Origin of the sequence: Collinsella tanakaei (assembly GCF_021531055.1) — a bacterium.
Taxonomy (GTDB): Bacteria; Actinomycetota; Coriobacteriia; order Coriobacteriales; family Coriobacteriaceae; genus Collinsella; species Collinsella tanakaei_B.
The window spans coordinates 15046-29521 of record NZ_JADYTL010000006.1 but is presented as its reverse complement, the minus strand read 5'-3'; the positions used below and the strand labels follow the sequence as shown (position 1 = coordinate 29521).

The window sequence follows — 14476 nt, the reverse complement described above, 5'->3', positions numbered from 1 at the left end:
TCGCATCTGCATATATCCGAATATGCGATGGAGGGCTATCATGGGGTGGTATCGATATCACATCTGATTCGGGAGGCGGGCACCATGGTCGACGTGACGACGCTCGGCGAGGTTCTGATCGATTTCACCGAGGCGGGGACCTCGGATGGCGGTATGTCCCTGTTCGAGCGAAACCCCGGCGGGGCACCGGCGAACGTGCTGGTGGCGCTCGAGCACCTGGGGCATTCGACGGCGTTTTTGGGCAAGGTCGGCACCGATATGCACGGCGAGTTCCTGCGCGGTGTGCTCGAGGGCGAGGGTATCGACTGCACCGGCCTGATCGCCGATCCGGACGTCTTCACCACGCTCGCCTTCGTGGCGCTTGCTCCCACGGGCGAGCGCACGTTCTCGTTCGCACGCAAACCCGGTGCCGACACGCAGATCGCCCCCGATGATCTGGCCTACGATGTGATCGCGGATTCCAAGGTGTTCCACGTGGGGTCGCTGTCGCTCACCGACGAGCCCGCACGCTCGGCAACGCATGCCGCCCTCTCGTTTGCCCGCGATCATGGCTGCACGCTGTCGTACGATCCCAACTATCGCGCGAATCTCTGGCCGTCCGCGGAGGCGGCCGCAGAGCAGATGCGCAGCATCGTGCCCCTCATGGACCTCATGAAGGTCTCCGACGAGGAATGCGAGCTCATGACCGGGCATGCCGATCCCGCCGAGGCGGCATCGGCGTTGCTCGCGCAGGGTCCGAAGGTCGTCGCGGTGACGCTCGGTGGCTCCGGCGCCCTGGTTGCCTGCGCCGACGGCATACGCGAGGTCCCCGGCTTTCCCGCCGACGTCGTGGACACCACGGGTGCCGGTGATTCGTTCTGGGGAGGCTTTCTGGCGGCGTTCGTCGAGAGCGGACTTGCGCCGGAGTCGGTAACCGTCGAGGATGCCGCCGGGTTCGCCCGCATGGGGAACGCCGTGGCATCGCTGTGCGTGCGCGGTCGTGGCGGCATCCCGTCGATGCCTTCACGCGAGGCGGTCATGGAGCTGCTCGCGTGAATCGCGTGAGAAAACGTCCGACGTGATTTCATGCGTCTCGCATGAAGGTACGCCCTGGTCGGCATCGTCGTCGACCAGGGCGTACCCATGGGAAATCACGTGTGTCGTTTTTTCACGCGTCCTTGCCGAAGGTGTCGCGGTCGGGCGCGAAGCTCTGCATGGCCTCGATCGTGCGGGCGAACAGCTCGTCGAGCTCCCAACCGAGTTTCTCGGCGCCGGAGCGGATCACGTCGCGCGAGACGCCGGCGGCGAAGCGCTTGTCCTTGAACTTCTTCTTGAGCGATTTCACGTTGAAGTCCATGACGCTCTTGGAAGGGCGCATCACCACGGCGGCGCCGATGAGTCCGGTGAGCTCCTCGGTGGCGAACAGGATCTTCTCCATCTGGTGCTCCGGCGCGGGCAGCGAGGTGTTCCAGTCGCTCGTGTGGCTCTGGATGGCGCGGATGAGCTCGGGCGTGCCCCCGGCGGCCTCGATGTCCTTCGCGGCGTAGACGGTATGGTTGTCGGGGTCGTCCGAGTGCTCCTCCCAATCGAGGTCGTGCAGCAGGCCGACGATGCCCCAGAATTCCTCGTTCTCGGGATCGAACTCGCGGGCGAAGTAGCGCATGGTCTGCTCGACGGTCTCGCCGTGCTCGATGTGGAACGGGTCCTTGTTGTGCTCGCAGAGCAGCTCGAACGCCTGCTCGCGCGTCATGCCTGCCGAAAGGTTCGTTGCCATGGGTCCCTCCTGTCGTCGCGTCGCGCCGCCGCGCGTCCGATAAACAAAAAGGTGCCGCGACCCTGCCTTATAGCGCTATGCGCCGTACCTGCGGTCAGAATCGGGCACCTTGATTCCCCCAACCGGTGTCGGGGGAGGCGAAAACTGATGATGGTATACCACGCAGCGGGTCCGCGGTCAACGCCTGCGAGTACGCGCCGCGTCGGCTTTCGGCGCACGGTTTCCGCATGGCGAACGTCTGCCCGCACCGCCTTATGGAATGGGGGTCAGTTCTCCGGAATCTCACCGGCCTCGACGGCGGCGGCGTGCAGTCGGCCGTCGGCGTCTTCCTCGCTGACGTCGAGGGCGACCGCGAGTTCCTCGATGGAGCGCCGACGCGCCTCCTTGAGGATGCGCGTGTAGTAGCTGCTGGGCTTTTTCGCGTGCGCCTCGGCGTCGCGGATGCGGCGGCGCATGGTCTTGGCGACACGCAGGGTCTCGGGCGCCCCGAGCTTGATCTGCTGTTTGAAGTAGCTCTCCTCAAGCGAGCTGTTGCGCTCGGTATAGGGGTCGCATTCGAGGGAGGCGTAGTCGGCGATCAAGGCCTCTGCCTGCTCTTTACCGATACAGGCATGCAGGCGGTCGAGCTGGGAGACGGGGTAGAGCAGGCGGGTTTTGGCGTGGCCCGATCGTGCTTCCAAGATGATCATCGGGGATGGGGCGTCCTCGTAGCCCATCACGGTGCATACGCCCTGTCCGGGGTGGATAACGTGCGTTCCGATATCGAACATGCTTCCTCCAACGCTCAAGCTGTCACTCTGAATTCTCACGTACTATAAGAATAGCACGTTTACGTGGGCTTTTGTGGATTATCGTCACAAAAGCGGCACATTTGCGCAGCTAGCCGGGGGTGCGTCCGCGCGCTTGGAGACGAGCTGCCCCGCGCGACGGAGACCGGGGCGCCATGTTGGCGTTAGAGGACATATTCCCAGCGTATCAAGCGTATGCGTGCAAACGGGTTCCGCATTTTGCGGAACAGGCCTTTCGATTCCCGCCGGACAAAGCGGACGTCGGATAAAGCCGTATGTCGCATCCGCTGTCGAGACGTGGCGGGTTTATTCACTTTTAACAGCGGCGCATCGGCGGAAACGATGCCATTGTGCTAGAGTTATGCCACGTTTGGGCCTATATCCCGTCGTGTGGACGAACGGCGGGGCTATGCATTGAGGAGGATCTATGCCCGAGAAGATCGAAGAGCTGGTGCGCGCTGCCCTCGCCGCAGCGGTTGAGGCGGGCGAGCTGCCCGCGTTCGAGTTGGAGGACTGCGGCATCGAGCGACCTGCGGACACTTCTCACGGTGAGTGGACCTCCACGATGGCGCTGAAGTCCGCCAAGCTCGCCCACTGCGCCCCGCGCAAGATCGCGGACGCCGTGGCCAAGTACCTGCCCGAAAGCGACATCGTCGACCATGTCGAGATCGCCGGCCCCGGCTTCATCAACTTCTACCTGTCCGTCGCCGCCAAGAACGCCGTGTTCGCCGAGGCGCGCGAGCAGGGGATGGACTTCGCCCGCTCCAACGTGGGCAAGGGCATCAAGACCCAGATCGAGTTCGTGTCCGCCAACCCCGTCGGCCCCATGCACGTGGGTCACGGCCGCTGGGCGGCGCTCGGCGATTCCATGTGCCGCGTGATGGAGCACGCCGGCTACGACATCGAGCGTGAGTTCTGGATCAACGATCACGGCAACCAGATGAACACGTTCGGCAACTCCATCTCCAAGCGCTACATGCAGCTCGCCGACATCATGGCCAAGCAGGGCTGCGATATCGACGCCGCCCGCGATTACCTGGCGCAGGATCGCGACAACTACGTGCAGGACGAGGCCGACGAGCATCCCGATAGCCACCCCTACATGGACGAGTTCACCGCCGACCTCGGCAAGGACTCCTACGGCGGCACCTACATCATCGACGAGGCCGCTGCCTTCTGGAAGTCCGACGGCGACAAGTGGGTCGACGCCGACCCGTCCGAGCGTATGCTCTCCTTCCGTGAGCGCGGCTACCAGAAGATGCTCAAGGACATGAAGGAGACCTGCCACGACGTGCGCTGCGACTTCGACGTGTGGATGAGCGAGCGTACCATGTACCAGAAGGACTGGACGGGCACCAGCCCGGTCGAGCGCGCCTACAAGAAGCTCGACGACATGGGCTACCTCTACCGCACCGACGACGGGGCGCTGTGGTTCAAGTCCACCGAGTTCGGCGACGACAAGGACCGCGTCATCCAGAAGTCCAACGGCGACTACACCTACTTCTCGTCCGACATCGCCTACCACTGGAACAAGTTCCAGCGCGTCGATCTGGTTCTCGATATCTGGGGCGCCGATCACCACGGCTACATCGCCCGCGTGAAGGCCGTCTGCGACGCACTCGGCTACCCCGGCCAGTTCGAGGTGCCGCTGGGCCAGTTCGTGAACCTGCTGCGCTCCGGCAAGCCGGTGCGTATGTCCAAGCGCAAGGGCACGATGATCACGTTCCGCGAGCTCATCGACGAGGTCGGCGCCGACGCCACCCGCTACACGCTCGTTTCCCGCTCCTCCAACCAGACGATCGACTTCGACATCGACGCCGTCAAGGAGAAGAGCCAGTCCAACCCCGTGTACTACGTGCAGTACGCGCACGCGCGCATCTGCTCCATCCTGCGCAAGGCCGCCGGCGTCACGCCCGAGCAGGCCGATCTCATGGGTATGGAGAACGTCGCCATCAAGGCCATCTACGGCGACGTGGACTACTCGCTGCTCACCGATCCCACCGAGCTCGCGCTGTCCCGTAAGCTCTCCGAGCTGCAGGATCTTATCGCCGGCTGCGCCCGCGACCGCGCGCCGTTCCGCATCACGCACTACGTCGAGGAGCTCGCGGCCGCGTTCCACAGCTTCTACGCCGCCTGCCAGGTGCTCCCGAGCGAAGGCCGTCCCGTCGCGCCCGAGCTCGTCCGCGCCCGTCTCGCCGCGTGCGATGCCGTGCGTTCGGTGATCGCGCTGTGCCTGTCGCTTATCGGCGTCTCCGCGCCGACGCAGATGTAAGCGCGCATCCCGCGACGACATATCGACTATCAAGGGACCTCGCATGCGCGGGGTCCCTTCTTTTGCGTTCGCGGTCGCCGGCATGAGATGAGGTCGGCGTGAAATCGGACCAGACGCCTTTTCGCACGTGATCGGATGCGCCCACCGGCGTCGTAGCACCGATTTTCCTGCGCGAAGCCGTGCGCCATCGTCGATGTGGTATAGTGGCACGGAACGTGGTTCGAACATCCATCCACACACTGTATGCATCCGGTCGCCCGGTATCCTGCGGGCGAATTTTCCCCATGACGGTACGCGTGGGTTTTCCTCCCCATTTCGTTGGTACATGCCGCAGTGCGGCAGCATATAAGGAGGTACAGGAATGAAGTTCTTCATCGACACCGCTGATCTTGACGAGATCGCCGAGGCCAAAAGCTGGGGCTGCCTTGCCGGCGTGACGACCAACCCGTCGCTGTACGCCCGTACGGGCGGCAAGCTCGCCGACTTCGAGCCGCATATGCTCAAGATCGCCGAGCTGTGCGAGGGCCTTCCTGTGTCCGCCGAGTCCACGGCGACCACGGCCGAGGGCATGATCGAGGAGGGCCGTCGTCTTGCCGGCCTCGCCCCGAACATCGTCGTCAAGCTTCCCGTGTGCGAAGCCGGCCTCGCCGCGTGCCGCGCGCTCGCCGATGAGGGCGTCCGCATCAACATGACGCTCGTGTTCTCCGCGCCCCAGGCGCTCCTGGCCGCCAACGCCGGCGCCCGCTACATCTCGCCGTTCGTGGGCCGTTTCGACGATATCGCCGAGGACGGCATCTCGCAGCTCGCCGACGTGATCGCCTGCATCAAGAACTACGACTGGACCGGCAAGAACGTCGACGACCAGGTCGAGATCATCACCGCCTCGGTGCGTACCCCCAACCACGTGACCCAGGCCGCGCTGCTCGGCGCCGACATCGCGACCGTCCCGTTCGGCGCGCTCAAGAAGTGCGTCAAGCATCCCCTGACCGATCAGGGCCTCGCTTCCTTCGAGGCCGACTGGAAGAAAGTAGTTGAGCAGGCATAGTGTCAGACGAACGTAACGAGTCCCCCTCTCAAGAACCCCAGACCGCCTCGGCATCCGAGGCGGTCTCCCCGCAGGAGCCCGCCGCGCCCCGTCGTCGCGGTCGCAAGCCGAAGGCGGAGGCGGCTGACGCCGCCCCCGCTTCCGGGGACGCTCCCGCCAAGCCGGCCCGCCGCACCCGTGCCAAGCGCGCGGCGGCCGGGCCGACCGATTCGTCCGACGCCGTTTCGGCGGAGGTCGCGCAGGCGCGCATGCTCGCCCAGATCTCGCAGGCGCAGGTCGCCCGTCAGCAGCGTAAGGAGGCCGATGCCGCAGCCGAGCTCGTAGCCGCTGCGGACGCTCCCGCACCGAAGACCCGTAAACGGAAGACGGCTGCTAAAGCGGCGGCCGCCGAATCCCCGGCGGAGACGCCGAAAGCCGACGACGCGCAGCCGGGAATCGAGATCCCCTTCGTCGATCCGGCCCTTCGCCCTCATCGCCGCGGCCGTAAGCCCAAGGCGTATGTGGAGGCTGAGCGCGCTGCCGCGGCGGCGCTGGAAGCCCAGCGCCAGCTCATGGAAGAGGCGTCGAAAAAGGACGCGGCGGACGATGGCGCCGCACACCCGTCGACCGATGCGCACGGGTCCGAGGACGCCGAGGGCGCATCCAAGGCGCCGCGTGCCGCGCGCGGTCGCCGTTCGCGCAAGGATGCCAAGGACGGTGTCGCGACTCAGGCGGATGCCCAGAGCGCCACGGACGTCAACGTTCGAGATGCGGGGGAGAAGCCCGCATCCGAGGACGCGAAATCCCACAAGCAGGCTGCTGCCGAAGACCAGCCGCGGACGGAGGGCGGCGCCAAGGAGCGTCGCACGCATGCGTCGCGCCATGGCGACCGAGGCGGTAGGAACCAAAACCAGGATCGCGGCGATCGTCGTGGCAACAATCGCGCCGAGCGAGGCGGCCGTGGCGGCAAGCGCAACAACCGCTATGCCAATGCGCCGACCGAGCCGAGCCTCAGCCGCGAGGAACTCGCGTCCTACAAGGTCGCCGAGCTGCGCGAGAAGGCGCATGAGCTGGATTTGGACACGACGGGCAAAAAGAAGGCGGAGCTCGTCGAGGAGGTCTATGCCGCCGCTGCCCGCGCCGAGGGATTCCGCGACATCGAGGGCATTCTCGAGATCACCAACGAGGGTTTCGGCTACATCCGCGCGCACGGCTACATGCCGAGCAAGGATGACGCGTTCGTCCCGGTGAACCTCATCCGCGCCGCTCGTCTCCGCACGGGCGACTACATCGTCGGTACGCTGCGCCCCTCACGCGCCAACGACAAGTTCCCGGGTCTCGCCAAGATCGCGAGCGTCAACGGGGTCGATCCCGAGCAGATCCGCCTGCGTCCGAAGTTCGCCGAGCTGACGCCGATCTACCCGAACGAGCGCCTGCGCATGGAGCATGGTCGCGACTCGATCACGGGCCGTGCGATCGACATCGTCTCGCCGATCGGCAAGGGGCAGCGCGGCCTGATCGTCTCGCCTCCCAAGGCGGGCAAGACGACCGTGCTCAAGCACATCTGCCAGTCGATCGCCGTCAACAACCCCGAGGTGCACCTCATCTGCCTGCTGGTCGACGAGCGCCCCGAGGAAGTCACCGATATGGAGCGCTCCATCCACGGCGAGGTGGTCGCGTCGACCTTCGATATGCCGGCCGACAACCACACGCGCGTGTCGGAGCTGGTCATCGAGCGCGCGAAGCGCATCGTCGAGATGGGCGGCGACGTCGTGGTGGTCCTCGATTCCATCACCCGTCTGGCGCGCGCCTATAACCTCGCGGCTCCCGCGTCCGGTCGCATCCTGTCCGGCGGTGTGGATTCCGCGGCGCTCTATCCGCCCAAGCGCTTCCTCGGCGCCGCCCGCAACATCGAGAACGGCGGATCGCTCACCATCCTGGCATCGGCGCTCATCGACACCGGTTCCAAGATGGACGAGGTGATCTTCGAGGAGTTCAAGGGCACGGGCAACATGGAACTCAAGCTCGACCGCGACCTCGCCGACCGCCGCATCTTCCCCGCGATCGATCCAGTGGCGTCCGGCACGCGCAACGAGGACCTGCTCATCGACGAGAACATGCGCCCCTTCGTGTGGGGTATCCGCCGCATCCTCGCCAACATGAACAACACCGAGCGCGCGGCCGCGTCGTTCATCAAGGGTCTCAAGGGCACGAATTCCAACGAGGAGTTCCTGATCCGCACGGCCAAGAAGGCCGCCGATCATCCCGAGGCGCTCTAACCCGCGTTTCGTCGCCGGTACCGGCGTGCTGCGTGACAGGCGTGCAACGCGAACGGGGCCTCCGAGAGTCCGTAGCTCTCGGAGGCCCCGAACTGTATGCGGATGGGGCGACATGCGGATGTTTCGCATGGCCCCGATCCCGGTCGCAGCGATCGGCTAGATGATGCCCAATATCCGCTCACAGGCGAGGACGGCCCGGTAGGGGAGCAGGCGCGAGGCGCCGTAGAGCGCCTTCATGTCGAGCGAGGGGATGCACAGGTCGCGGCCGGCGCGCGAGGCGCGCAGCGCGGCTCGGGCGACGTCGCCGACCCGCTCGAACCCGATGGCCGTCATACGCGTCGCCGCGCCGGCGTCCCCGGGGTGGTCGAGGAACTCGGTGCTCATGAATTTGGGGCAGACGGCGGTCACATGGATCCCCACGTCGCCGAGTTCGGCGTCAAGCGAGCGCGAGATGTCGAGCACGAAGCGCTTGCAGGCCGAATACACAGCGAGGTGCGGCTGGGGCATGAACGCCGCGACGCTCGCGACGTTGATGATGCGCGAACCTTGGCGCATAAACGGCAACGTCCGATAGATGAGCTCGACGGGTGCTCGCACGAGCAGGGAGAGCATGAGCTTCACGTCGTCGCGCGATCCGCGCGCGAACGAGCCGAACGTGCCGGCGCCGGCGTTGTTGACGAGCAGCGCGACGCGCGCAGTCGGGGTTTCGGACAGGGCGGATTCGAGGATGTCGTACGATACGGGGTCGGTGAGATCCATGCAGAACGGGCGAACGACGTGCGATGTGGTCCTCACGAGGGATTCGAGGCGCTCGGCGCGACGGGCGATCACCCAGATCTCGTCGATGGCGCCCGCCTCGCCCGCATCGATGCGGCGGACGAATTCCCTGCCCAGACCGGAAGATGCGCCGGTGACGATGGCGATGGATGGCATGGGTGCTCCTCAAGGTCGTGGTTGAAGCCATACCCCAGTTGTTCCCAAAACGACCCCCGAATGACAGATCGAATCCTTGAATGTCGGTCGTTCGGGTAATTCGCGTTCTTCAAGGCACATTTGACCCGACCTTGCATTTGCCGAGTTGTTCTCGCATAATAGCGGCTAACGGTCGCGACGGTAAACGCAGATGAATCAAACCACATCCGTTGCTTGGAACCTCGGTTCATAAAGCTTCACAATCAACGTTTCCCGCGAACGCGCAAACGATGCGTCCGGTTGCTCCGGGCGCGTCGGGGGTTTGGTGTGCTCGATACCACGAAGGAGACGGCAATGGAGGCTTCCGTGCATTCGCATCGCGCTTTGACTGCGGGACTTTCCGCGGGAGCGGGTCTGGCGATCACCGCCGCGGCGTTTGCGGCGACCATTCCTTTCGAACAGGTCCATGAGGCGCTGGGCGCATCGGCCGTGCCGTTCGCGGTCGGGTCCGTTGCGGGTGTGGGGCTGTTCGCGATCGGGTTGGGGATCGCCGACACGTATGCCTCCCGTGAGCACGATCGCACGGCACGCAAGGAGGCTTCGGCCACGCAGCGCGCGGTGGGCCAGAGTACGTACCGTCGCCAGGCGACGCCCAAGGGCGTGCCGGTCATCGCCCGCGCATCCGATGCGCTGTCCGAGGAGGAGGCATGGGCCGACATCGATGCTCTGCTTTCCGCCGACTCACCGGTGAGCTGCGATCCGACTCGCTCGAAGGACATCTACGAGATCGCGCTCGAGGAGATGGCACGCGGCTCCGAGCGTTCGACGACCGCCTATGTGCCCCGTCCGGTCGCCCCCGTCGTCCCGACTCCGACGCAGGCCGCCTCCGACGTCATCGATCCGTTCGCCTACATCCCGCAGCCCGACGACACGCTGCTCGCCTGGGATGCGCCTTCCTCGTCGCAGGCGTCCGTCACGGCGCAGATTCCCGTGCAGGAACCGTATGCGGCGCCCCGTCCTGCCGTCCCGTTCGCCGACATGCCGGTGGTCGCGCCGCAGCCGGCGGTGCCCGTGCAGGCCGTGTCCGCCGTCAACGGATACGATGATGCCATGTCCGCCGATATGCTCGATATCGATGAGCCGGAATTCGATGCGGGATACGATGGCGAGTTCACGCAGATCGAGATGGTCGACTACTCCGGACACGAGGACATGTGGGCCGCTGCCCTGGCGATTCTCGCCGAGGACGATGACGTCACGACGGTTGCCGCGCCGGTCGATCTGGGCGATACCGATGCCGTCGACGCCGAGCGGATGAGTGCCGTCGCCGAAGGTGCCGAGCAGACCGGGCGCCATACCCGAGTCAACCAGATGCTGGAAGAGGAGTTCGACCGTGTCCCCTCGCAGGGCATGCGTCGCACGAGCCATGAGTACCTGCGGGTCATCCAGGGCGGTACGCAGACGCTGCCGCGCATGACGGTCGAGGCGTAATACCGGTTGGGCTCGACGTTCGAACGCATACGACGGACGGTGTCGGTGCCGTGGCTTGTCGCCGCGGTGTGCATGATCATGGTCATCTGGGGCAACTCGCTGATTCCAGGCGAGGGAAGCTCCTCGATGAGCTTCGGTGTCGTGTCGGCGGTCCGCTCCGCACTCGATGCGCTGTCGATCCCGTCGTTTTGGGTCACCAATTTCCTCATACGCAAGACGGCGCATTTCAGCGAGTACGCGCTGCTCGGCATCCTCGTCGCGCAGGCGCTTGACCCGGATGGGGGAGCGTGGCGTCGCCGCCTGCTCGTGATAGGTGCGGTGCTCGTGCTCGTGCCTTCCATCGATGAAGGGATCCAGCTGTTCGTGGACGGAAGGTCCGGCCAGGTGACCGATGTGCTGCTCGATTGCTGCGGCGCGGCGACCGGCGTGCTCGTGCGCACGCTCGCGGCGCATCTGCGGCGACTTCGGTGCGCGGGGTAGCCTATCGACGCCTTGCGCGCTTTGGGCGTCTTCGACTATGGAAGGGTCTTTGCGGTGTGCAGGGCTCCGTCGAACGCGCTTTTTTCACAGGCGAAACTTTTTCCAAGAAAATGCTTGCACGGCAGGCATGTCGCGTGCATAATATACAACGCGCTTTGCAAGAGGGCACATGGTGGGTGTAGCTCAGTTGGCTAGAGCGACGGGTTGTGGTCCCGTAGGTCGAGGGTTCGAGTCCCTTTACCCACCCCATCCTCTCTTGCGTGCTTGATAGTTTGGACCGTTAGCTCAGCTGGCTAGAGCAGGGGACTCTTAATCCCAAGGTCCAGGGTTCGAATCCCTGACGGTCCACCATCGCTTCCTCGCCTCCTCCGGAGGCTTTTACATGGACCGTTAGCTCAGCTGGCTAGAGCAGGGGACTCTTAATCCCAAGGTCCAGGGTTCGAATCCCTGACGGTCCACCCATTTCGAACCATCGCCCCGGCAACGGGGCTTTTTTCATATCTGCCTGCGGTGCACGGGATTCGAATGTAAAATAAACCCAGGGGTTTTTCTACATCAGGAATGCATAATGCAAAATAACCCCAGGGGTTTTTCTACATCCAAACCATCGCCTCGGCAACGGGGCTTTTCCCATTTGAAAAAAATCTGACGTGATTTCACATCAATCTCAGCCGTTCGCCGAATCACCGGCGGATGTTTCGCGCTAAAATGGACACGCATGTCAGTGTCCGAAATGTGTGCTTCGCCGGCGCACGTTCGGGATTGATCACGAAAGAGAGGAGAGGCATGCAGTACACAGCAGAAGTGGAGAACATGTGCCCCGTCGCCAAGGGCGCATACCACGGCCCCGCGCCCATCCCCGAGGAGGGTCAGTGGATCCAGGCCAAGGAGATCTCCGACATCTCCGGCCTCACGCACGGTGTCGGTTGGTGCGCTCCGCAGCAGGGCGCTTCCAAGCTGACGCTTAACGTCAAGAACGGCATCATCGAGGAGTGCCTCGTCGAGACCCTCGGTTGCTCCGGTATGACCCACTCCGCGGCCATGGCTTCCGAGATTCTTCCCGGCAAGACCATCCTCGAGGCCCTGAACACCGACCTCGTCTGCGACGCCATCAACGTCGCCATGCGCGAGATCTTCCTGCAGATCGTGTACGGCCGCAGCCAGACCGCGTTCTCCGAGGGCGGCCTGCCCGTCGGCGCCTCCCTTGACGACCTCGGCAAGGGCCTGCGCTCCCAGGTCGGCACCATGTTCGGCACCAAGGCCAAGGGTGCTCGCTATCTCGAGCTCTCCCAGGGTTACGTCACCCGTATGGCTCTGAACGACAAGAACGAGATCATCGCGTTCGAGTTCCTGAACCTCGGCAAGTTCACCGACGCCCTCAAGAAGGGTGCCACCCCTGAGGACGCCATCGCCGGCGCCATGGGTCACTATGGTCAGTGGGAGGCCGCTGCCAAGTACATCGATCCTCGTACCGACGAGGAGACCCACACCGTCGAGTCCGTGTTCCCGGTTCACGAGTAGAAAGGGAGGGAAAGAACAATGGCTGTTAGCTTCGAAGGTTACGAGCGCCGCATCGACAAGATCAACGCGTGCCTCGCCGAGAACGGCATCTCCTCCCTCGAGGAGGCCCTGCAGATCTGCCAGGATAAGGGTATCGACCCGCGCGCGATCACCGAGGACGTCCAGTCCATCGCGTTCGAGAACGCCAAGTGGGCCTACACCCTCGGCTGCGCGCTCGCCATCAAGAAGGGTGCCAAGAGCGCCTCTGAGGCCGCCGCTATCATCGGCGAGGGCCTGCAGGCCTTCTGCGTCCCCGGCTCCGTCGCCGAGGACCGCAAGGTCGGTCTGGGCCACGGCAACCTGGGCGCCATGCTGCTCGGCGACGACACCGAGTGCTTCGCGTTCCTGGCCGGTCACGAGTCCTTCGCGGCCGCCGAAGGCGCCATCGGCATCGCGATGAACGCCAACAAGGCCCGCAAGAAGCCGCTGCGCGTCATCCTCAACGGTCTCGGCAAGGACGCCGCCCAGATCATCGCCCGTATCAACGGCTTCACCTACGTGAAGACCCAGTTCGATTACTTCACCAGCGAGCTCAAGATCGTCGAGAAGATCCCGTACTCCGACGGCCCGCGCGCCGAGGTCAACTGCTACGGCGCCGACGACGTCCGCGAGGGTGTCGCCATCATGTGGCACGAGAACGTCGACATCTCGATCACCGGTAACTCCACCAACCCCACGCGCTTCCAGCACCCCGTCGCGGGCACCTACTTCAAGGAGCGCGTCCTGGCCGGCAAGAAGTACTTCTCCGTCGCCTCCGGTGGCGGCACCGGCCGTACCCTACATCCGGATAACATGGCTGCCGGCCCCGCCTCCTATGGCATGACCGACACCATGGGCCGCATGCACTCCAGCGCCCAGTTCGCCGGCTCCTCCTCGGTGCCTGCGCACGTCGACATGATGGGCCTCATCGGCATGGGCAACAACCCCATGGTCGGCTGCACCGTCGCGTGCGCCGTCGCCGTCAACGCCGCGCTCAACGAGTAGCCGCGTAAAATAACCCCAGGGGTTATTTTACATAGTGCAGGTAGCTGCCGCTCAGAGTCGATCTGGGCGGCAGCTTTGTATAATAACCCCAGGGGTTTTGTTACATAGGAGGGTTCATGCCGACTGCGCCTCGCCGTATATCGGAATCCGGGCTGTACCACGTGGTCGCGCGGGGAAATGGCAAACAGCTCATCTTCACCGACGATGCCGATAGGGAGATATTCCGCTCGTACCTCGCGCGCTTTGCGAGCGAGGACGGATTGTCCGTCATCGCGTGGTGCCTCATGGACAACCATGTCCATCTGGTGGTTCAAGATGACTCGCGGCAGCTTGCCCATGCGGTCGGCGGTTTGTTGGGCGCGTACGCGAAATACTTCAACCGGATAACCGGCCATGTGGGTAGCGTGTTCCAGCCGAGGTTTTTCAGCGAGCCGATCGAGGACGATGGCTATCTGCTCGCATCGGTGCGCTATGTGCACATCAACCCGGAGAAGGCGGGCATGTGCGCCGCTTCCGCCTATCGTTGGAGCAGCTACCGCGAATACGCCGAAGGCGATGGTGACGGTTTGTGCGCGACGGAGCTCGTGCTTGGCATGCTCGATGGGCCGACGGGCTTCGTCGAGCTGTGCGCCGGCGCGTCGCCGAGGGATGTGGGGTTCGAGGGCGTCGTGAGGCTTGGAAGCGACGAGGCCCTGAGAATCGCCGACGACATCGCACGGGCATTCGACTGCGCGGACGCTGCCGCCGTGAAAGTGCTGCCGATCTCACGACGCAACGTCATCTTGGCGGCGATGCGCGGAAACGGCCTTACCATCAAGCAGGTCGAGCGCGCAACGGGGGTGGGCAGCGGCATCATCGCCCGTGTCATGTAAAATAACCCCTGGGGTTTTTCTACATGGTCTGCAGGAAGGTTTTGCGGGACGGCAAGCGCGA

General features: G+C 64.4%; 12 protein-coding genes and 3 tRNA genes. 12 read left to right on the top strand and 3 right to left on the bottom strand.

Annotation, left to right across the window (positions count from 1 at the left end; translation table 11 throughout):
- The first annotated feature begins 84 nt into the window (after positions 1–84).
- Positions 85–1035, top strand: coding sequence for a carbohydrate kinase family protein (locus I6E04_RS06740; protein ID WP_235422432.1), 951 nt, complete (start codon positions 85–87; stop codon positions 1033–1035).
- A 112-nt stretch (positions 1036–1147) separates the two neighbouring features.
- On the opposite strand, the gene I6E04_RS06735 is transcribed toward I6E04_RS06740, so the two are convergent.
- Together I6E04_RS06735 and I6E04_RS06730 are read right to left on the bottom strand one after the other, a co-directional pair.
- A complete protein-coding gene (locus I6E04_RS06735) occupies positions 1148–1753 on the bottom strand; it encodes an HD domain-containing protein (RefSeq protein ID WP_235422431.1) in 606 nt (201 codons plus the stop codon).
- 266 nt (positions 1754–2019) lie between these two features.
- On the bottom strand, positions 2020–2523 hold the full coding sequence (locus I6E04_RS06730; RefSeq protein WP_235422430.1) for a CarD family transcriptional regulator: 504 nt from the start codon (positions 2521–2523) through the stop codon (positions 2020–2022).
- 445 nt (positions 2524–2968) lie between these two features.
- Between I6E04_RS06730 and argS the strand changes: the two genes are divergently transcribed.
- The 3 genes from argS to rho all read left to right on the top strand — a co-directional run bounded on the left by argS (position 2969) and on the right by rho (position 8116).
- Positions 2969–4813: an arginine--tRNA ligase gene (argS, locus tag I6E04_RS06725; RefSeq protein ID WP_235422429.1), complete on the top strand. Its 1845-nt coding sequence runs from the start codon at positions 2969–2971 to the stop codon at positions 4811–4813.
- 361 nt (positions 4814–5174) lie between these two features.
- Positions 5175–5858 (top strand): transaldolase family protein, encoded by a 684-nt coding sequence (locus I6E04_RS06720; RefSeq protein WP_235422428.1) that lies wholly within the window; start codon positions 5175–5177, stop codon positions 5856–5858.
- Positions 5859–6106: 248 nt separating this feature from the next.
- Positions 6107–8116, top strand: coding sequence for a transcription termination factor Rho (rho, locus tag I6E04_RS06715; protein ID WP_268830377.1), 2010 nt, complete (start codon positions 6107–6109; stop codon positions 8114–8116).
- Positions 8117–8272: 156 nt separating this feature from the next.
- Here the strand turns inward: rho and I6E04_RS06710 are convergent, their stop codons facing one another.
- Entirely contained in the window at positions 8273–9049 is a 777-nt protein-coding gene (locus tag I6E04_RS06710; RefSeq protein ID WP_235422426.1) for an SDR family NAD(P)-dependent oxidoreductase, read from the bottom strand.
- Between the two features lie 333 nt (positions 9050–9382).
- On the opposite strand from I6E04_RS06710, the gene I6E04_RS06705 reads away from it, so the two are divergent.
- The 8 genes from I6E04_RS06705 (at position 9383) to I6E04_RS06670 (ending at position 14415) form a co-directional block, all read left to right on the top strand.
- Positions 9383–10519: a hypothetical protein gene (locus I6E04_RS06705; RefSeq protein ID WP_235422425.1), complete on the top strand. Its 1137-nt coding sequence runs from the start codon at positions 9383–9385 to the stop codon at positions 10517–10519.
- A gap of 6 nt (positions 10520–10525) precedes the next feature.
- A complete protein-coding gene (locus I6E04_RS06700; protein ID WP_235422424.1) occupies positions 10526–10999 on the top strand; it encodes a VanZ family protein in 474 nt (157 codons plus the stop codon).
- 172 nt (positions 11000–11171) lie between these two features.
- Positions 11172–11248 (top strand) — tRNA-His (locus I6E04_RS06695).
- A gap of 25 nt (positions 11249–11273) precedes the next feature.
- Positions 11274–11350 (top strand) — tRNA-Lys (locus I6E04_RS06690).
- Between the two features lie 33 nt (positions 11351–11383).
- Positions 11384–11457 (top strand) — tRNA-Lys (locus I6E04_RS06685).
- A 328-nt stretch (positions 11458–11785) separates the two neighbouring features.
- A complete protein-coding gene (locus tag I6E04_RS06680; protein WP_066831924.1) occupies positions 11786–12520 on the top strand; it encodes an iron-sulfur cluster assembly scaffold protein in 735 nt (244 codons plus the stop codon).
- A gap of 18 nt (positions 12521–12538) precedes the next feature.
- Positions 12539–13543 carry a GGGtGRT protein gene (locus I6E04_RS06675; RefSeq protein WP_235422423.1) on the top strand — a complete coding sequence of 335 codons (1005 nt, stop codon included), beginning with the start codon at positions 12539–12541 and terminating at the stop codon, positions 13541–13543.
- A gap of 116 nt (positions 13544–13659) precedes the next feature.
- Entirely contained in the window at positions 13660–14415 is a 756-nt protein-coding gene (locus tag I6E04_RS06670) for a transposase (RefSeq protein ID WP_235422422.1), read from the top strand.
- Positions 14416–14476 lie beyond the last annotated feature (61 nt).

Excerpts from the sequence above, each read along its gene's own strand:
- I6E04_RS06670 (WP_235422422.1), top strand. The coding sequence starts at position 13,660 with ATGCCGACTGCGCCTCGCCGTATATCGGAATCCGGGCTGTACCACGTG.
- I6E04_RS06720 (WP_235422428.1), top strand. The coding sequence starts at position 5,175 with ATGAAGTTCTTCATCGACACCGCTGATCTTGACGAGATCGCCGAGGCC.
- rho (WP_268830377.1), top strand. The coding sequence starts at position 6,107 with ATGCTCGCCCAGATCTCGCAGGCGCAGGTCGCCCGTCAGCAGCGTAAG.
- I6E04_RS06710 (WP_235422426.1), bottom strand. The coding sequence starts at position 9,049 with ATGCCATCCATCGCCATCGTCACCGGCGCATCTTCCGGTCTGGGCAGG.
- I6E04_RS06740 (WP_235422432.1), top strand. The coding sequence starts at position 85 with ATGGTCGACGTGACGACGCTCGGCGAGGTTCTGATCGATTTCACCGAG.
- I6E04_RS06730 (WP_235422430.1), bottom strand. The coding sequence starts at position 2,523 with ATGTTCGATATCGGAACGCACGTTATCCACCCCGGACAGGGCGTATGC.
- I6E04_RS06735 (WP_235422431.1), bottom strand. The coding sequence starts at position 1,753 with ATGGCAACGAACCTTTCGGCAGGCATGACGCGCGAGCAGGCGTTCGAG.
- I6E04_RS06705 (WP_235422425.1), top strand. The coding sequence starts at position 9,383 with ATGGAGGCTTCCGTGCATTCGCATCGCGCTTTGACTGCGGGACTTTCC.
- I6E04_RS06675 (WP_235422423.1), top strand. The coding sequence starts at position 12,539 with ATGGCTGTTAGCTTCGAAGGTTACGAGCGCCGCATCGACAAGATCAAC.
- argS (WP_235422429.1), top strand. The coding sequence starts at position 2,969 with ATGCCCGAGAAGATCGAAGAGCTGGTGCGCGCTGCCCTCGCCGCAGCG.
- I6E04_RS06680 (WP_066831924.1), top strand. The coding sequence starts at position 11,786 with ATGCAGTACACAGCAGAAGTGGAGAACATGTGCCCCGTCGCCAAGGGC.